Origin of the sequence: Aeromonas allosaccharophila, assembly GCF_000819685.1 — a bacterium.
Lineage (GTDB): Bacteria > Pseudomonadota > Gammaproteobacteria > Enterobacterales > Aeromonadaceae > Aeromonas > Aeromonas allosaccharophila.
In genome coordinates this window covers 57,597-76,752 of the sequence record NZ_CDBR01000005.1, presented here as the reverse complement: position 1 = coordinate 76,752, position 19,156 = coordinate 57,597, and the positions used below count along the sequence as shown (strand labels likewise).

14 protein-coding genes are annotated in these 19,156 nt (G+C 55.5%); 5 read left to right on the top strand and 9 right to left on the bottom strand.

Features of this window, described 5'->3' with window-relative positions; genetic code table 11:
• Positions 1-114 precede the first annotated feature (114 nt).
• From yjeM to BN1115_RS00635, 5 genes are all read left to right on the top strand, one after another.
• A complete protein-coding gene (gene yjeM, locus BN1115_RS00655; protein WP_042655634.1) occupies positions 115-1,581 on the top strand; it encodes a glutamate/gamma-aminobutyrate family transporter YjeM in 1,467 nt (488 codons plus the stop codon).
• A 270-nt stretch (positions 1,582-1,851) separates the two neighbouring features.
• The gene (gene pbpG, locus BN1115_RS00650) at positions 1,852-2,763 is read left to right on the top strand and encodes a D-alanyl-D-alanine endopeptidase (protein WP_042061586.1); all 912 of its coding nucleotides are present in this window, start codon (positions 1,852-1,854) and stop codon (positions 2,761-2,763) included.
• A gap of 223 nt (positions 2,764-2,986) precedes the next feature.
• On the top strand, positions 2,987-4,024 hold the full coding sequence (locus tag BN1115_RS00645; protein ID WP_042655633.1) for an acyltransferase: 1,038 nt from the start codon (positions 2,987-2,989) through the stop codon (positions 4,022-4,024).
• A 300-nt stretch (positions 4,025-4,324) separates the two neighbouring features.
• Positions 4,325-6,367, top strand: a complete 2,043-nt coding sequence (locus tag BN1115_RS00640; protein WP_042655632.1) for a TonB-dependent receptor — start codon at positions 4,325-4,327, stop codon at positions 6,365-6,367.
• Between the two features lie 21 nt (positions 6,368-6,388).
• Positions 6,389-7,054 (top strand): PepSY-associated TM helix domain-containing protein, encoded by a 666-nt coding sequence (locus BN1115_RS00635; RefSeq protein ID WP_341833824.1) that lies wholly within the window; start codon positions 6,389-6,391, stop codon positions 7,052-7,054.
• Positions 7,055-7,797: 743 nt separating this feature from the next.
• On the opposite strand, the gene BN1115_RS21220 is transcribed toward BN1115_RS00635, so the two are convergent.
• The 9 genes from BN1115_RS21220 to BN1115_RS00590 all read right to left on the bottom strand — a co-directional run bounded on the left by BN1115_RS21220 (position 7,798) and on the right by BN1115_RS00590 (position 19,002).
• Entirely contained in the window at positions 7,798-8,802 is a 1,005-nt protein-coding gene (locus BN1115_RS21220; RefSeq protein WP_167335537.1) for a type II toxin-antitoxin system PemK/MazF family toxin, read from the bottom strand.
• Positions 8,803-9,863: 1,061 nt separating this feature from the next.
• Positions 9,864-10,088, bottom strand: coding sequence for a hypothetical protein (locus tag BN1115_RS00625; RefSeq protein ID WP_042655631.1), 225 nt, complete (start codon positions 10,086-10,088; stop codon positions 9,864-9,866).
• Between the two features lie 94 nt (positions 10,089-10,182).
• A complete protein-coding gene (locus BN1115_RS00620; protein WP_042655630.1) occupies positions 10,183-10,785 on the bottom strand; it encodes a hypothetical protein in 603 nt (200 codons plus the stop codon).
• Between the two features lie 20 nt (positions 10,786-10,805).
• Positions 10,806-11,588, bottom strand: a complete 783-nt coding sequence (locus BN1115_RS00615; RefSeq protein ID WP_042655629.1) for a hypothetical protein — start codon at positions 11,586-11,588, stop codon at positions 10,806-10,808.
• 217 nt (positions 11,589-11,805) lie between these two features.
• Entirely contained in the window at positions 11,806-12,774 is a 969-nt protein-coding gene (locus BN1115_RS00610) for an Abi family protein (protein WP_042655628.1), read from the bottom strand.
• The gene (locus BN1115_RS00605) at positions 12,774-14,471 is read right to left on the bottom strand and encodes a restriction endonuclease subunit S (RefSeq protein WP_042655627.1); all 1,698 of its coding nucleotides are present in this window, start codon (positions 14,469-14,471) and stop codon (positions 12,774-12,776) included. The genes BN1115_RS00610 and BN1115_RS00605 overlap by 1 nt, the downstream gene beginning before the upstream one ends.
• Positions 14,471-15,958, bottom strand: coding sequence for an N-6 DNA methylase (locus BN1115_RS00600; RefSeq protein ID WP_042655626.1), 1,488 nt, complete (start codon positions 15,956-15,958; stop codon positions 14,471-14,473). Before BN1115_RS00600 ends, BN1115_RS00605 begins: the two co-directional genes overlap by 1 nt.
• Positions 15,959-16,078: 120 nt before the next feature.
• Positions 16,079-18,544 (bottom strand): EcoAI/FtnUII family type I restriction enzme subunit R, encoded by a 2,466-nt coding sequence (gene hsdR, locus BN1115_RS00595; RefSeq protein ID WP_042655625.1) that lies wholly within the window; start codon positions 18,542-18,544, stop codon positions 16,079-16,081.
• A gap of 215 nt (positions 18,545-18,759) precedes the next feature.
• Entirely contained in the window at positions 18,760-19,002 is a 243-nt protein-coding gene (locus BN1115_RS00590) for a recombinase family protein (RefSeq protein WP_244152181.1), read from the bottom strand.
• Positions 19,003-19,156: the final 154 nt, after the last annotated feature.

The window sequence follows — 19,156 nt, the reverse complement described above, 5'->3', positions numbered from 1 at the left end:
CGATCGTGCCAGCCACAACAGGATGACATGGCGTGAAGGCGTTATTAATTGGCCCAGTTTCGTCTGTTTAATTTTTGATTACTTTAAATCCAGCACCATCAGGGAGTTTTAAATATGTCAGCAAAAAAGCTGAAGTTGGGCGCCTTTATATTGATGATATTAACATCGGTATTTGGCGTTACTAATATCGGGATCGGCTTCTATCGAATGGGATATGCCGCCATTCCGATGTTCGTGATCGGCGGTCTGTTCTTCTTCATTCCATTCATCCTCATGATGATCGAGTTTGGTACCGGCTTTCGCAAAGAGGCGGGCGGCATCTTTACCTGGATGCGCCACTCGGTCTCGACCCGGTTCGCCTTTATCGGTCTGACCATGTGGTTCGCCTCCTACGTCATCTGGATGTTTGGCAAGGCGCTCTCCATGTGGGTGCCCCTCTCCTTCATGCTGTTTGGCCGCGACATCACCGTCATCCCGGTCACTCTGGGCACCGGCATCGACTTTGGTCCCTTTATTCTGGGGGTCGTTGCCATCGCGCTGGTTGCCACCGTCACCAAGCTCATCACCTTTGGTAGCGCCCGTTTCGCCAAGGTGGCGGCCATCGGCGGTCTCTCCGTGGTGGCGCTCAACGTGTTGCTGCTGGTCGGTGGCGTCTTCACCTTCGCGGTGAGCGGCATGACCCTGCAGGAGCCCCTCACCCAGGCATCACTGGCAGCCTCTCCCAATGCCGCGTTCAACGACATCATCCCCTTCCTCGGCTTCATGGTATTCGCCATCTTCGCCTACGGCGGGGTCGAGGCGATGGCCGGGGTGGCAGACGAACTGGAAGATCCCGAGCGTGACCTCAAGCGCGGCATCTTCCTCTCCGGCGCCTTCATCGTGCTCTGCTACATCATCGGTTTTCTGGCGGTCGGCTCCATCATGCGCTGGAGCGACTTCCCGGCCGAGGGGATCACCTCTCTCTCCGCCCTCTTCATCATCATGCTGGAGCTGGGACGCCATCTCGGTGGCGAGTGGCTGGGGCAGGTGTTCATGCGCTTTGCCGGGCTGGGCATGTTCCTGAGCTACCTCGGCGCCTTTATCGCCCTCTCCTACGCGCCGCTGCGCCAGTTCATCACCGGCACCCCGAGCTACTTCTGGCCGGAGCGTTTCCAGCGCGAGAACGAGAATGGCGTGCGGATTGAAGCGCTCAAGGTGCAAGCCTGGGTGGTCTGCCTGTTCATTGCCGCCAAGTCCATCTTTACCCTGATCAACCCGGAAGGGGCCGCCGCCCTCTACGAGCTGATCATCACCATGACCAACGTCGGCATGACCCTGCCCTACATGTTCCTCATCTACGCCTGGTATCGCTATCGCAACAACCCGGCGCTGGGCAAGGATCTGATCTTCTTCAAGAGTGCGGGCTCGGTACTGCTGGCCACCATCATCAGCCTGATCCTGGTCGCCTTCGGCAACGTCTTTACCGTGGTGGCCCCCTTTATCTCCGGCGATATCTCCACCGGCGTCTGGACCATCATTGGCCCGCTGCTGTTCGTGGTGATCGCCATGCGCTTCAAGATCAAGCAGGAAGATGCCCACTAAACGGTGAGCAACTCACCATGCCAATCGGGACCGCTATGGTCCCGATTTTTCTTACTCAGCGATGCCCATCCCTCGGCAAACCCTCACCATGATGTCCTGTCGGCAGCCCCATAAATAGACTCCAGAGAGGCCATTTTCACCCGAGTTTTGCTGCCAGAGCCCCTTTAACGCCGCAAATTATCAATATCAAGGTGAGAATGATTGTGAAGCGCCAGTTCACGACATATAACTTAGCCAGATATCCCTGTATTTCGTCCGGTAGAGCTGATCATGATGATGCGTTCCCTCCTTCCCCTGTTGCTTGGCGCAGTCATGCTGCCGGCCACTATGGACAGTGCCCATGCCAACCCCTTTTCCGCCAGCAGCAAGAGCAGCAGCGGCTTTCTGGAGCGGCGGGATGTGCCCAACCTCAGCTCGGCCGCCTTTGTGGTGGCCAACCACAGAACCGGCGAGGTGATCTCCGAGCGCAACGGCAACCGGGTGATGCCCATCGCTTCGCTCACCAAGCTGATGACGGCGCTGGTGGTGCTGGATGCCAACCTGCGGCTCAACGAAATGCTCACCGTGACCAATGCCGACATCGACCGTATCAAGGGGACCGGCTCGCGCCTGGCCATCGGCTCCAAGCTCAGCCGCGCCGAGATGCTCCATATCGCCCTGATGTCCTCTGAAAACCGCGCCGCCTCGGCGCTGGCTCGCCACTATCCCGGTGGCCAGCGCGCCTTCGTCGAGGCGATGAATGCCAAGGCCCGCATGCTGGGGATGTGGAATACCCGCTACGCCGACAGCACCGGACTCAACCCGCGCAATGTCTCCACTGCGCAGGATCTGGCCAAGCTCGCCGCCGCTGCCGCCTCCTATCCGTTGATCCGCCAGTACTCCACCGACCAGCAGAGCTATGTGCGCACCAACAAGCGCCAGCTGCACTACCTCAACTCCAACCGGCTGATCCGCGAGGGGCAGTGGGAGTTCACCCTCTCCAAGACCGGCTATATCCGCGAAGCGGGCCGCTGTCTGGTGCTGGGCACCAAGGTCAATCACGAACCGGTGATCATGGTGCTGCTCAATGCCGAGACCACCAACGATCGGGTCGCCGATGCCAAGCGGATCAAAACCTGGCTGGAGAGCTCGGGCAGAACCACCCTGGCAGCCAATCAGAGCAGCATGATGACCCACCAGTAAGCCCGAATCCGCCCTGTCGAAGCGAGGCGCCCACCTCGCTTTTTTATTTGCGTGGCTGCGCCAAAAAACGGGAGCCAGCTCCCGTTACAGGTAACACCTCCCGCCATCCCGTTACAAAACGTAACCGCTCAACAACGTGACTCACACGAATAAAATCAATTGGTTGCAAGTTGACGGTGCGGGTTTTAGCGTGCCGTCACAACCCCTGTAACAACGAGCCACCATGCGTATTTCCAGTATCGAGTGCGGGCGGGTGCTGGCCATTCTGGCCGTGATGACCATTCACGTCTCCCCCTTCGCCAATCCGTTCAGCCCCGCCCTGTGGGGAGGCGAATCCTGGCTCTGGCTGGGCGGCACCATCAACCAGCTGTGCCGCTTTGCCGTACCGCTGTTTTTCCTCTGTGCCGGCTACTTTCTGCAGCCGAGGCTGACTCGCGAGGCGCCGTTGACCGTGGCCTGGCGCTACTGTCGCCCCTTGCTGCTGCTCTGGCTGGGGTGGAGCCTGGTCTACCTGCTGGTGCCGTTCAATCCGCTGGATGCCGTGCAGCAGGGCTATCTGGCCTCCCTGCGCGGGCAGTGGCAATTCCAGCTCGCCGACCCCCTCAACGGCTGGTTGGTGGGCGGCATGATCCATCTCTGGTTCCTGCCAGCCCTGATCATGGCGGTGAGCCTGCTGGCACTGTGCTACCGGCTTGGCAAGCCAACGCTCGCCCTCTGGCTGGGTCTTGGCCTCTACCTGCTGGCGCTGCTGGGGGGCTCCTATGCCAAACCGCTGCTGGGCGCCGAGTGGCCACTGCTCACCCGTAACGGCCCCTTCTTCTCCCTGCTGTTTGTCGCGCTGGGGGCCCTGCTGCGCCAGCGTCAGTGGCAGCCGGATGCCCGCACCGGCTGGCAACTGCTGCTGGGGGGCGTGGCGCTCTATGGATGTGAAGCCTGGGCGCTGCTGCACTTCGCCGCGGTGCCGCTTACCCGCCACGACTTCCTGCTCGGTTCCCTTCCCTGGGCCCTCGGTCTGTTTGGCCTGCTGCTGGCTAACCCCCAGTGGGGCAAAGGCAGCTGGCTGGAACGCCAGGCACCCAAGGTGCTCGGGATCTACTGCCTGCACATGATGCTGGTGGTCTGGCTCTTCATGTTTGGACCACAGGGCGCATCCATCCCTTGGGAGATTGCCAAGGTGCCGCTGCTGCTGGGAGCGTCTCTGTTGGTCTATCGCCTGCTGGCAGCCCTGCCCCTCACCCGCCGACTGCTGCGCACCCACTGAGTCCGAGATCCGGCCCGTCCTATCGGGCCGGATAGCTCTTCACGTTTCGTCTCTTTCTCTTCCGCTTCGCCCTTTTGCTCTCACTTCGTTTTCTCTGTTTGCTGTTTGCTGCAGAGAATCTGCGTTTCAGCCTCGCTCTCCCAACCGCAACAAACCACCGCCACAGATACCACTATTTTCACCTTGCCAGATAAATGAAAATCAATATCATTGGCATCCCTCTTCGGCGGGTCAGGCTAATTATAATTAAATCAATATGTTCGAGCCGTCAGGTCGACATCCAAAGAGTCAATATTGAATATGCAGCACCCTCACTTTCGCAGAACGCTGGTCTCGCTGGCACTGCTGGGCACCGGCTTCACTGCCCAGGCCGCCGATGAAACCATGACTGTGGTTGGCAAACGCTCCCAACATCAGGAAGTCGCCACCGCTACCCGTACCAATACGCCAGCCAAGCTGGTTCCCCAGACCATCGACAGCGTCAAGGTCAGCGAGCTGACCGCCTTCGGCCAACCGACGCTGAGTGAAGCCCTGAGCGGCATCCCCGGGGTCAACGCCAGCGGTGACACCCGCTTCGACGGGGTCAATATCCGCGGCTTCAGCGCCAGCAACGACTTCTATCTCGACGGATTCCGCGACGACATGCAGTACACCCGGGATCTCGGCAACATCGAGCGGGTGGAAGTGCTCAAGGGCCCGGCAGCCGTGCTCTACGGCCGCGGCAGCACGGGGGGCATCGTCAACCGGGTCAGCAAGAAGCCACAGAAAGGACAGGAGTCCAGCGTCACCGCCCGGGTCGGCAGCTTTGACAGCCAGCGGCTGACCGCCGACCTCAATGGCGAGGCGAGTGAGCAGGTGCAACTGCGCCTCAACATGGCGCAAGAGGACAAAGATAGCTTCCGCAACGGCGTGAAGAGCAAGCGCACCCTGCTGGCCCCTTCCGCCAACTGGGAGATCAGCGACAACCTCAACTGGCTGGTGCAGTACGAGCGCAACGAACATGACCGCACCCCGGATCGCGGCATTCCCGGGGTCAATGGTCGTCCAGCCGATGTGCCGCGGGAGTATGTCTACAGCGATACCAGCCGCGACTTCATCGATGACGTGGCGCAATCCACCCGCTCCCGCCTCTCCTGGGATATCAACGATCAGTGGCAGTTGCGCCAGCAGCTCGGTTACTCCACCCTCGACAGCCAGTTTGACAACACCTATGTCACCAGCATCAAAGGGAATCAGGTGACCCGCTCCCGCTGGCAGCAGGATCTGAAAGCGAAGAACCTGATCAGCAACACCGAGGCCGAAGGTCTGTTCCAGACCGGCCCGGTGGAACATCGCCTGCTGGTCGGCTTCGAGCAGAACTGGCAGGAGCGCACACCCAAGCTCTACCAAAACGCCACCGCCATCCCGTCCGGCAATCTCTACGATCCGTGCTCGCTGCCCACCTACAATGGCGCCATGAAGCTCTCCAGCGATGCCAAACACAAGGTGCGCGGCAATGGCCTCTATCTGCAGGACCAGCTCAGCCTGGGTGACTGGCATCTGGTGGGGGGGCTGCGCCGTGACGACTTCACCGTCACCAGTCGCCGCTACGACCTCAACAAGGAGGAGAGCGTCTCGGTCAACAGCCTGAGCCCGCGCCTCGGTCTGGTGTGGAATCCCCTCGAGGATCACGCCTTCTACACCTCCTACAGCAAGACCTTCACCCCGGTGGGCGGCGAGCTGATCGGCATTACCCCGGGCGACAAGAATAACGGGCTGGAACCCCAGCACACCCGCCTCTATGAAGGAGGTGTGAAGAGTGACTGGCTGAATGGCAAGCTGGCGACCACCCTCTCCCTCTATCGACTGGAGATGTACAACAAGCGCACCAAGGATCCGCTGGATCCCACCAAGGTGATCCTCACCGGCCTGCAGCGTACCGAGGGTGTCGAGCTGAGCGCCCGCGCCGAGCTGACCGACGAGATCTACCTGCGTGGCGGCTTCGCCATTCAGGACGCCGAGCAGGTCAAGGCGGATGCGGATCTGCAAGGCAAGCGCCCGATGAACGTCTCCCGTCAGAATGGCCAGCTCTATCTCGGCTACCAGAGCGGTGAGCAAGGCTGGTTCGGTGAAACCGGCGTGACGGCGGTGGGCGATCGCTTCGCCGACAACGCCAACACCACCACACTGCCCGGTTACGCCCGCTTCGATGCGCGCGCCGGTTATCGCTGGCAGCAGTGGGAAGCCCAGTTGAGCGCCGAGAACCTGACCGATCACGAGTACTTTGTCAGCGCCACCAGTGCCACCCAGATCATGCCGGGCACACCCCGTCAGCTGAGTCTGACCGGTACCTACCGCTTCTGATCCCAGTGACAACCACCCCGACTGGCCAGCCCTTGCTGGCCAGTTTTTTATGAAGCAACCACGATGAAACGCAGAAGAGTTCCCCTTCACAACAACAAATGGGTACGCCGCCTCCATGCCTGGGCCGGTTTTTTTACCCTCGCCCTGATGCTGATGTACGGCATCACCGGCCTCTGGCTGCAACACCGCGCCGTGTTGCCCATCCCCGGCCCCCACACCGACAAATCGAGTGAAGAGATAGTGCTGGAGGCGCCACTCGCCAGCCCGGAGCAGCTGAAAAGCCTGCTGCAACAGCGCTATCCCGAGACCTTTGCCGACGGGCGAACCATGATCACCCCGGCCCAGATCCTACCCACCCCGAACGGCCCACTCACCCTGCCCGCCAAATGGGAGATGCGCGGCGTTACCCTCAGCCAGAGCGTGGCCGCCAGCTATGTTGAGGGTACCTTGCTGGTACGTACCGACCTGCAACTGGCCAACTTTTCCGCCAGCCTCAACCGGCTGCACCGTGGCATGGGCACCGGCCTCGGCTGGCAGCTGTTTGGCGACATCGCCGCCCTGGCCCTGCTGCTGCTCGCCCTCACCAGCCTGTTTATGTGGACCAAGCTGCACGGCACACCCAGAGCCATCATAGCCCTGACGCTGGCAGGCAGCCTCGGTACCCTGTTGTTTGCCCTGCTGGGATAGCGCAGCAACCATGCTCTGACTCTGCAAGGTATGGAAAGAAAACCGCAATAGAAACAGGCCGCTGGCAGTGATGCCGTCAGCGGCCACATCAAGAAAAGGAAATAACGGAGAGCGGGAAAAGAGAAGGGATACCAGACAGCAACGGGAAGCACGGCCTGTTCAGCAGTAACGCACCAATCCGCAGGAACGCCAAAAAACAAAAGGCCATCATTGCTGATGGCCTTTTGTCATAAATTTGATGGTGCCCGGGGTCGGACTCGAACCGACACGGTTATTCACCGGCGGATTTTGAATCCAGAAACTGCGGTTTCCTAGGGATAGTACGACTCGTAAGCCATTGAATCAAGTGGGGTTGGGTTATTTCAGGTTGGTTCAAGTTGAGGTGGGTTTGCACACTTTGCACATTTTTACCCACTGAAATCATACGCCAGCAGCCAGCAAAACTGGCTCCCCCCAAACTTAACTGCTTCTAGCTAAAGCTGCCTTGATGGGCTTAGAGCATGCTTCATCGTGAGGATAGGATGGATCTACCACCGAGGTGTCAGTCCAATCCCATAAACTAAAAATGTAAAAAAGCCCCCTATAAAGGAGGCTTTTGGTATCTGATTTACATAAACGGCTGGGCTACTTAAAGCGTCGCAAGACTGGGAGCCGTCCCGTATGTCTTGCCGTGTCTCATTAATGTAGTCTCGTTTGACATACTGGTCAATGCTTTTTATGAAAATTGATAGTGTGACTTCGCATCAGATAGCGGCAAGTTCTTGGTGTGCAGCCACTTCGCCCTCGATGAACTGAGCCAATTCCTGCTCACTAAGATTTGCATGAATTCCTCCATACATGTCCCAAAGGAGTGATTTGTAGATCTTGAGCTGTTGTTGTTCTTCTAACAGAGACGCTAGCTGTTGTTCTAGCTCAGCCCTTTTCCTATCTTGCTCTTGTTGCCTGGCGACGGCTGCTTGCTTCTCTAATCTGAGAGCATTACGTTCACTCTTTACTTGGCCATAATCACCGATACCAATAGAAGACGAGAGTGCAACCTCTAGTTTCTTCATGTCTTCGATTACTAACTTATCTGGATAGCTAATGTTCCTCTTCACGTGTTTCTGTGCTCGGTCAAGGCGCTTCGGAGGAAGGACTCTTGCAGGAGAGATCGTCTGAATCATTCCACAAAGAGCATAACTGTGCTTATCAGGCCTGTTGTAATCAACCAGACGCTGAAGTGATGCTGCACTCACTTCAAATGAGGAGTTGTCACCCTCCGAAGGAGACCGAGAGGTAATAGGAACTATCTGTACACGGTTATGATCAGCGCCAACAACAATAGCGAGCCTCCGCTTGTGCATTTCTCCCTTCTTGCCCTGGTCTGGATAGCGCTTGTTAGATTTACACACCCCACTCGCTTTCTTTACTGAATGGATATAGCCAAACTCAACTTCTACAAGAGTCCCTTTTCTGACCAATACGGACAAAATCTGGGGTCGCTGGCGGCACAGTATCGTTTTCAAAAGATACTCTTCATTCAATGTTTGTGCCCTTGGAGAGAGCATAACAATGGTATCAGTGGGAGCTGTATGCATAACACCGGTAACTTCCCACCTATACACCTGCCGCCCCTCAAATTTCTTAGTGATAGTCATGACGTGATCACAGAAATTTGCGTCAGGGAATAAGACCTCACTTATACCTGATGAAGACTCTTCACCAAGAACATCGCCTGAGCCATCATCAAGAATATAAATAGTTTTCATTATTGTCGGCATTCGTCTGCGGCCTATCAGCGAGGGATACAAATGTAGAGCATTCTATCATTCAGTTTGAGGACTCGCAGTAGTCCATGACAGAATTATCATCACCTCCTGCAAAGCAATACACGAGGTTAACCAATAGGTTATGAACATTCTACAGGGGTATCCAAGCTTAAGCTGATGCCACGCTATGAGCTTATACTCACCGGACAACGGGACAACATCTCTAAACCCAATCGCTTACACCTATTGAGCTACTTAGTATTTTTTTCATCTGGTATGCCGTGATCGGAGCATAGCTTTACAACCATCCAGTTACCAAAGGTAGCAAAATGGAACTTCAACTTAGCGCATCCCCCCCTACGCACATTAATCCTACAATCACTCTTGATAATTCTGATTACAGCCCACATCTCCATCTTAGAGGGTCGTCCTCTGAACAGTTAAAGGAGAACTGTTATGGGTCTTAAACCTGGTCCGAAACCAATCGCTCAATCGACAGGGAAACCAGATCAACGTCGTCGTGATAATAAAGACACTCCGGGGAATACCCCGTCGTTAAAGCCAAGCAAATCCACAAAAAAGTAAGCCTGCCAGGGAATGGATAAACCATCTCGATAGTGGGCAAGTGGGGCCCGCGGCCCCACTCATTACCAAGTCGCGACCCACAGCAAGAAACCTAATGCCAATACAGCCCCCATGAAGCCAAGATTCGTAGTGAGGGTGTTGGTAGCGAGGATTTTGAGTAGTTCAAGCATGCAGTACCTCCTTTAGATCATTTACACCATTCAGTCGGGCATATCGCATTAGCGAGTTCTCACCAGTTCTCTTTCAGGCGCCCTCAGAAATTTCCCCATCAAGCTGCAACTCTGTGCGTATCTCAAGGAAGGACGCGAGTTACCCCTCAATGCTCAAGTAATTGACCATGTTGATCATGGAGAATAGGTAATCTCACCCCCGTGATGACATTGTTCATGAAGAACTGCACGCATAAAAAACCCGCCTCAGGCGGGTTCCACTGGACATAAAATGGGTTCAATCTCCTCGGAGGCTGAACCCATTTCTTACTCAATTAGTAAGAGCTCAACCCCCTGCTCCTCAACCTCTTGATAGAACCATGACTGGAGAGCCTGAATTTCATCATTCGTTCGTTCTGCAGGAACGCGAGCGAGAAGATAGGCCATCCAGAGATCTTCAACCGAGGGTTTAGAGCTCCATTCCTTGATCTGAACCACTAACGAACCGATATCATGGATTTTGTTGGGTAACTCGAATTTAGTCTGTGTCATTACATCTGCTCTCAAAGCCCACCGTGATGGCCATTTAAATATCAGGTCATTACATGCCCTTGGCTCATGGCACTGTTACCTGCCAACCACAGGCTCAACGATGACTCATCTCTTCGATCCAACGGGCCACGCTATCAGGGTCGGCAAGCAGCTGGGCGAGCGGCAGATGATTGGAGCAGATCTCAAGCTGATGACATTTGTCACTTTGCTGCCAGTCAGGTTGATGAGCAGGCCAGCTAACCTGCTTGAGCAGATCCCAGAAGTGGTTATTACTATCCTGCAGGCAACGGTACAGATTCACTTCAACCACTGCGTTACCAGACAATTGCAAAGGATCGGGCTGGCCCTTCGTACTTGCACGCAAGGTTGAGTTTTGACGGAAATCATCATCGATATAGAGGCGAAAAATCAGCGTCTTATCACCTTTCAGAGCCGTATCGCCATTCCGGTCCCGGTAGGCATGACTCGATGCAAACAGTGGCAGATAGTCCCATGCCCAGCTGCTGGATGGGCGGGTTCCTGAGCGGCAGGGGCGGCTATTTTCGCTGGGCTCCCAATACCAGAACTCGGCGTCCAGCGCCTGACTGGCGATCTGATCGAATAGCGGGAGGATACGCTGGTAGAAACCGGCTGCGAGTCGGTGGGCTTGTTGCAGTTGGGTCACCAGCTGGGTGGTCTGTTCAAGATCGTGTTGCATGACGGCATCCTTAGCCAAAGTCAGTGATTCAAAAAAGAGAAATCGGGGCGAGAGAGGTGCAATGTCCCGGCATAGTCGAGCAGAGCAGCCCAACCAGTAGGTTCAGCCGGTGGGGGAGTTTCCCGCTCAGACATTACCCCGCAATCCAGGTCCAGCTGCCCTGCGTAGGCAAACAACGGCGCCCATTCAGGCACCACCGGGGCCATGCCAAACAGCTCAAACGCCTGCAGCCACTCATCGCGAATGGCGCGATCCTGACGGCAGGATTCAAACTCGGAGGCAGTTTGCAGATAGCAGCGCAGTGGCTCCCATTCACGCAAGGTCATCTGGACAAAGCGTTCGGGCAGCTCTGGGCGAATCAGCGGGGCGACAGGGATATTACCAAGCGCAACGTAATAGAGCCGGTCTTCATAGTCATCAAACTCGGCTTCGCTGACCACAGCATTGACCTGTGCCAGCCACTGCTCCCGATACTGGTCACCACCGAACGGGGGCTTCACCTCGATAACCACCAGTGCGTCGTCAAAGTGGAGCAGCACATCGGGCTCGACATAACGGCGATCCTGCAGCGATGCCAGTTTTGGCCACAGCTCCAGCCGTTGAAAGGTGGCCGGGTCTAGCGGATTGTCACCGAGTAGAAAGTGCAGCACGGCCCCCAGAGTACCGTCCGAGAGGTGGGGCAAACGGCCAAAGAAAGTGGCAGTTAGCAGATCTTCACTGCCTTTAAACAGGTCGCGCCAGCGCAGGGATTCCCCTTCCCGCTCGATACGCCCAGCCTTGCCATGCAGGATTGCATGTAGCATCGCAACTCCTTGTAATATTGATATTTCAAGCCGGCTCTCACGTAGCTGAAGAGCCTTTGAGATCCTGCTTTAATACCCACTCGACTACCACTCTATCCGTCACAAAATGGGGTAAAAAAGTTTGACTGAATGGAGGTTCCCCCCTATTCTTCTCCGCAACACGACCCCGGCCTCTTGGTTGCTTTGCAACTTACGCTGGGGTTCTTATTTGGTGGATTTACCACCACTCCTGCCAGTTCTCTATGTACCCCATGTTTGCCAACCCCAGCTTGCGCACCGACTTTTGTGTGGGGAACGTCAGCAGATGATCCCGCAGACGCAGATGCCACTGGGTATTAGGGCAAATCACCTTGAGTAGATGGCGTGTGATGGCCAGCAACACGAATGGCTTGGCAAGCCGTTCATCGTCTCTTGCCAGGAAATCGCACCACGCTACCTCTCTGGGCTTGGGCAACTTCACCTGCGTCGTCACGTTGCGGTTCCAAAGGCGGCTATGATGGGCGCAGATATTGCGCAGGTAACTGAGACCGTAGATCCAGCTGGCAAACACCTGCCAGTCCAAACCGTATTTGCTGGCGATATGCTGCTGATCCGACACCTTCATCATGCCGATCAGCTGCGAAATGGCGCCAAAATCAAAGACTTCCACCGCCACCCAGATCGGCAGCTCCTCACCATGGCGCTGATGGTAGTGGCGCACAAAATCCTCTTTGGAGCGCTTTACCAGCCCCCGGTATTTCTCCATCCACGCCTCAAAGCGGGTCTGGTGACTCCCCCTGAATGCAGGCTGCCGGATAAAGCTGGGGTGGAAGTAGCTGCGATCGAGGTGAGCAAAGGTATTTCGCTTGCCAAGGAGATAGGCAAGATCGACCCGCAACGCCACCTCGATCCGCTCCAGCGCATCCACTACCAGCAGGCGCAGCTTCTTGTCGAACAGATATAGCTCCACCGCATCCAGCAGATGGGTGTCGGGGCAAAACTGGTCCGTCGCCCGGGTCTCCCGTTTGCTTTCACCCTCAGCCGCGGGTTCAAAGCGGCGAAATGGGTACCAGTAGCCGCTTAAACGGTAATAGCCAATCCGCTCCAGATAGCTCAGTGCGGCATCCCGGTCGGTGACCGTGATGCCGCGCCCAATCAGCTGATCCAGTTGCTGTTGATAGCTAAGCCAAGGGCGAGCATAGGGCATCAGGCAAGGGCTCCTTCCACTAGCGACTCGGCCAAGGCAAGCTGGGTCTGCTGGCTGGTTTGTAGGCGGGATTTCAGTTGATCGCAGAGGGTCATTAATTCATCAACCTTAGTAACTATTCTATGTTGCTCTGAGATGGGAGGAAAAGGAACCACTAGCAACCTTGCTTTCTTGATCCCGAATACAGCATGAGTGCTATTGGTTTTTTGTATGTCCAAGGTTTGGTATAAAGTTGGACTATTTAGGTAAGTAGCTAAATAAACAGGATGAGTACAACCTATTCTTGGCTGAATTAAAATAAGATTTGCGGACAAGCAATAGTTAAACGGTGCTTGCAAGAAAAATGGCTTACCTAACGTTCCAATTTTTCCAAATACAAAATCGCCATCTTTAATTTGATAACGTTCTTTATGTTCTTGCAATATAACTTCAGATACTTTTCTAGCGTTATCAAAGTTAATGCCGCGCTCATGATCAATATCCGTATAACCAATGTATGGAACACCGTCTTCTACTTCTGGTGGAGTGCGATGACTAGGTTGTGGATCAACAAAATCTGCAATATCTTCGCCTCGAGCCCACGCCCACCCCTGTGGTAGCTCAAACGGCTTTTCGTCTTCGCTGATCGCAGGCAGCGGTTTCTCTTTTTTAATTTTCTTCTCTTTGACCAGCTGGGCTTTTTCGGCGGCGATACGCTCCAGCAAGACTGCGGCGGGTTCATCGCTCGGGTCTTGCGGCACCAGCTTGCCCATCACTGCCAGTTGCAGGATCGTCTGTTTCAAAGCGTCGATACTGGCCTCGGTGGTAAAGAGGGTATCGAAGTGAGTGCTTAACCGCGCCCAATTTTGCGCCAGCTCGTCGGCATCGCCTGAATCTGTCAGCGTAGCGAGCAGGGTCTCCACCAGCGTCTGATGGGCCGCCAGCTGCGACTCGCTGCACTGCTCCAGCTGGTCACAGAGGGCCATCAGTTCATCGACTTTTGTAACGATACTATGTTGTTCTGATAATGGGGGTAAACAAACAACTATTGGGTATAGCTTTCTTCCAGAAATTACAGGTTGTGCAGTTGCATTATCATTTTCATTAAGGTCTGTTGCTTTTAACAACAAAAACAAAAAGTTAATATCTATATTGAGATATGAAAAATTGGTTACAAATGCATTGTCTGTAACCCATGCCTTTTGGGGTGTTATATGAACTGACCCACAGTAAAAACCCACTCTTCCAATAACCAAAGTAGGTTGACTGACATTATATTTATCGTGATAACCTGTAATTCCATTCCCACCAAAAACAGGAATATCACCATCAACAGCCATCTGTTTCGATGTGAGTCCATCACCAGATGATATATTAATAATATCATTCAGCCTGCACCATGCCCATCCTTTTGGTAATTCAAATTGCTTCTCTTCCTCACCAATTTCAGGCAAGGCTTTGGGCATTTTAATTTTGCCCTCTTTCACCAACTGCGCTTTTTCGGCGGTAATCCGTTCCAACAGCACGGAGGCCGGTTCATGACTGGGGTCTTGTGGCACCAGTTTGCCGCGCACGGCCAGCTCCAAAATCAGCTCACGCAGCTTTTTGATGCCGGTGAGTTCCAGCTTGCTGTTGCTACCGCGTCCGGCACTGCTTTTCGGGCGCACCGCCGCAGTCCAGAGATCCAGGTGGTCGGTAATCAGATTCTCTATCGCCATTATGCCTGCTCCCCTTGCTTGGCCGCACCTTTGCACAGGGCGTCGCTCAGAATGGCTTTTAGCTGGTCACGCAGGGTCTGGATTTCAGCCTGCTCTGTGGCATAGCGCGCCAGCAGCTCGTCGGGGTCATGGCTTATCTGCTCACCGACATGGGGGTTTTTAATATCGAGGTTAAAGTTACGCTCGATAATGGTGTCGATACTGACCTTCCAGGCTTGTTCGTTCTCAACCCGGGCAGCAAAGCCGTCAGCCTCATCCCCCCACCAGGCGATTTCAGCTTCAAACTCCTCGAACTTCATCGGCTTGGTCTTGCTGTAGCTCTTCACCCCAACCGGATAGGGGTGCTCGTAGAACCAGACATCCTTGGTGGGCTGGCCCTTTGTGAAGAAGAGGATATTGGTCTTGATGCCGGTATAGGGGGCAAACACCCCGTTGGGCAGCCGCACTATGGTGTGCAGGTTGCACTCAGCAGTGAGCAGTTGCTTGATCTTGGTTTTGACCCCTTCGCCAAACAGGGTGCCATCAGGCAGCACCACGGCGGCGCGGCCGCCCTTTTTCAGAACTTCGATGATGAGCTGCAGGAACAGGTCGGCAGTTTCGCGGGTGCGCAGATCGGCCGGGAAGTTCTGCTCGATGCCATCCTCTTCGGTACCACCAAAGGGCGGGTTGGTGAGGATCACATCGATATCGCTATCCCAGCTCGACAGCGGCGTATCGAGAGTGTTGCCGTGGCGGATCTGCACCGGCACCTCGATGCCGTGCAGCAGCATATTGGTAGTGCAAAGGAGGTGCGGCAGTTGCTTCTTCTCGACCCCCAGGATCTGCTGCTGCAGGGTCTGATGGTCGGCAGCGGTCTCGACATAGTGCTCTTTGACATGATCGAAGGCGCAGGCGAGAAAGCCGCCGGTGCCGCAGGCCGGGTCCATGATCCGCTCGCCGAGTTTGGGGTCGATGCGGTTCACCATAAAGCGGGTTACGGCGCGTGGGGTGTAGAACTCGCCCGCGTTACCGGCACTTTGCAGGTCACGCAGGATCTGCTCGTAGATGTCGCCGAACAGGTGGCGTTCGCTGCTGTCGGTGAAGTCGATCTCGTTGAGCTTGTTGATCACCTGCTTAAGCAGGGTGCCGTTCTTCATGTAGTTGAAAGCATCGCTGAACGCCTCTTTCACCACATAGCCACGGGGGTTGAGACTGATATTGGCAGGCTGGTTTTTCAGGCTGTCGAACAGATCGTTGTTGACGAAATCGAGCAGGGCATCGCCGGTCAGCCCTTCGCTATCGGCCGCCCAGTTGCGCCACAGGAAACGCTCGGGGATGGGGCAGCGGTAGTTATCCTGCTCAAACTCCAGCTCCTCTTCCTGGGCGTCGAACACTTTCAAAAACAGCAGCCAGGAGAGCTGGCCGAGGCGCTGGGCATCGCCGTCGATACCGGCGTCCTTGCGCATGATGTCCTGAATGGATTTGATGACTGAGCTGATGGATGACATGGAATTCTCTGCTTTTTACACAAATGGTGACGAATACAGGGGCGAATGCGTCAGGAGTATCGATAAAACAAGCGGCCATCATTGGAATGGCCGCATGGTAGTTCAGAAGCAGTCAGGTCGTCAGGCGCTCTGCTGCTCACGGTAAATTTCTTGTTCCAGTTCGGTGATGGCCTGCTCGAACTGTTTGGGGCCACCAAAACCCTTCTTGGCCAACTCCAGCGGGCGACCCAGCTCGGTAAAGGGGGCGACTTTTAGCGCATCCTTGGTCTCAATCTCGGTCACCCCCTGATCGGCATACTTGTCGAGCAGGCTGGTAAGCACCTGCTGGGCGGTGTCGTTGTACTTGGTGAAGTAATTGCGCTTTTTGACGTTGTTGGCCCGCTCACGGCGGGTCAGTGGCGGCTGATCGTATACCACGTGGCAGATAAGGTCGAACGGGTCGAGCTCCTTACCCACTTCCTGCTCCAACACCTCCCACAGCACGCCCGCCTGAGCCAATTCATCCATGATGGCTTGCTTGCGTTCGGCGGCTTGCCAACGTTTGGTGAACGCATCGAGGGTGGCAAACTCTTTGAGCAGGGTCTTCTTGGTGTAGTCCTTGAAGGATTCGGTCACCAACTTGCCATCGGCATCGTAATACTGCACCCGCTCGGCGATGACGCTGACCGCCACGCCGTTGACATAATACTTGCTGACTCCGGGCTCGGGGCCACCCAGCGGGCCTGTGCCCTGGCCCCCTGCGCCACTCTGGCCACCATCACTACCGATCGTGTAGCTGCCGGGTTGTTCATCGACTCCGGGGGCAAACGGATCGCCATGGTCGCCGGGTTCATCGGCAGGCAGTGGATCGGCGCTATCGATGATATCGCCCAGGCCTTCATCCGGATTGTTGATGTCTGCCGGTTTGACCACCATGACGCGCTCCGGTTCGCCGTCGAAACGGGGATCGGCAAACAGCTCGGTAGCCTTCTTGAAATCGAGAATGGTAAACCAGAGCTTGCCGTACTTGTCGTCGATACGGGTACCACGGCCGATGATCTGCTTGAACTTGGTCATGGACTGGATGTTTTGGTCCAGCACCACCAGCTTGCAGGTTTTGGCATCGACGCCGGTGGTCATCAGCTCGGAGGTAGTAGCGATGACCGGATAGGGCTTTTTCGGGTTGATGAAGTTGTCGAGCTGGGCTTTGCCAAGGTCATCATCGCCAGTGATTTTCATCACATAGCGCTCATCCTTGGCCATCTGTTCCGGGTTGAGGTTGACCAGCGCCCGTCGCATCCGGTCGGCATGATCGATGTCGTTGCAGAACACGATGGTCTTGGCCATCGGGTCGGTTTTCTTGAGGTAGTTGGTGATGGTCTCGGCCACCAGCTGGGTACGCTCGTCGATCACCAGAGTGCGGTCAAAATCCTTCTGGTTATAGATACGGTCTTCAATCAGGTTGCCCTGTTTGTCCATCTGCCCTTTGGTGGGACGCCACCCCTGCAGATCGACATCGATATCGACCCGCACCACCTTGTAGGGGGCAAGAAAACCATCTTCGATCCCCTCTTTGAGGGAGTAGGTATAAACAGGGTCACCGAAGTAATCGGTGCTGGAGACGGTTTCGGTCTCCTTGGGCGTGGCGGTGAGACCAATCTGGGTGGCCGATGAGAAGTATTCGAGGATCTCGCGCCAGGCGCTGTCTTCGGCGGCGCTGCCCCGATGGCACTCATCCACCACGATCAGGTCGAAGAAGTCGGGGGAGACCTGCTTGAAGGCTTTCTGCGACTCTTCCGGCCCGGTGAGCGCCTGATAGAGGGCAAGGTGGATCTCATAGGCGGGGTCGATCGTGCGCCCGGTGACCTTGGTCATGGCCGAGCCAAAGGGCTGAAAATCATTGATCTTGGTTTGATCTACCAGAATGTTGCGATCGGCCAGAAACAGGATTCGCTTCTTGGCGCCCGCCTTCCACAAACGCCAGATGATCTGAAATGCGGTGTAGGTCTTGCCGGTACCGGTGGCCATAACCAGCAATACCCGATCCTCACCTTTCGATATTGCTTCTACGGTCTTGTTGATGGCCTGCAGTTGGTAGTAGCGGGGAGATTTGCCGCTGCCATCAGAGTAATAGTCCTGGCTGATGACAGGCAGCTGAGCCTGGGTGTAGCCCTTCCAGGTGCAGAGTTTGTCCCAAAGCTGGCCCGGGCTGGGGAAATCCTCCAGCGCGATCTCGGATTCCAGCTTGGCCGGATTGGTCTTGTCATGAAATACAAAGCCATCGCCATTGCTGGCAAACGTGAACGGCACATCCAGCAGACGGGCATAATCGAGCCCCTGTTGCATCCCCTTGCCAATCTCATGCTTGTTGGCTTTGGCCTCGATCACCGCCAGTGGCAAGCCCATCTTGTGATAGAGCACGATATCGGCCGATTTGACCTTCTTGCGTGCAGCCATCTGGCCGCGCACCACCACCTTGCCATCCCGCAGCTTCACCTCTTGGCGAACCTGAGTCAGGTCATCCCACCCCGCAGCCTTGATAGCAGGCAGCAGGTATTTCGAGATGATGTCGGCTTCGGTGAGGGTTGCTTTGTTGATGGGCGACACAGCGCACTCCGGTTTGAAAGAGGACTGGTGCTGATGTTCTCATGAATACGGGGATATATGGGAGAGTTATGAGTCCAAAACTTGAACAGGAACATACCTGAAGCGTTATCAAAGGAATAAACACCTGCGCAGATGGCTAATTACGCAGACCGACATGCTCGTTTCACACTGGCGGGCGAGATCCCGAAGTGTTCAGCCGTCAGCTTGATGCTAGCTCAATTCTCTTTGCGCCAGATGGCAACGGCAGCATCGTTAATTGTCTTCTCGCGCCCCAGCGCCTTACCTTCTGCCTTCGCCTTGGCGATCCCTGCCATCTGCCGGAGCTTGATGTTTGAACGTTCCAATTCTGCAACAGCGGCCAACATGGTCAGCATGGCTTTGCCAATGAGAGTGGAGAGGTCGAGCCCAGATAAACTTTGCCTCGTTGACTCTCGTTGGTCGATTAGTTTAACCTTCATCTCAAGGGCTCGGAGACGCCCTGCCGGGTCGTCGGCGCCGCCAACGCCGAAAGCAAGTTCTCCTCGTTTCGAAAATCAGAACGACAAGTTATCAACACACTAACAACTCAACTTAATCACGATCCCATACTGGCGGCCTTGGGGTGGGGGATGA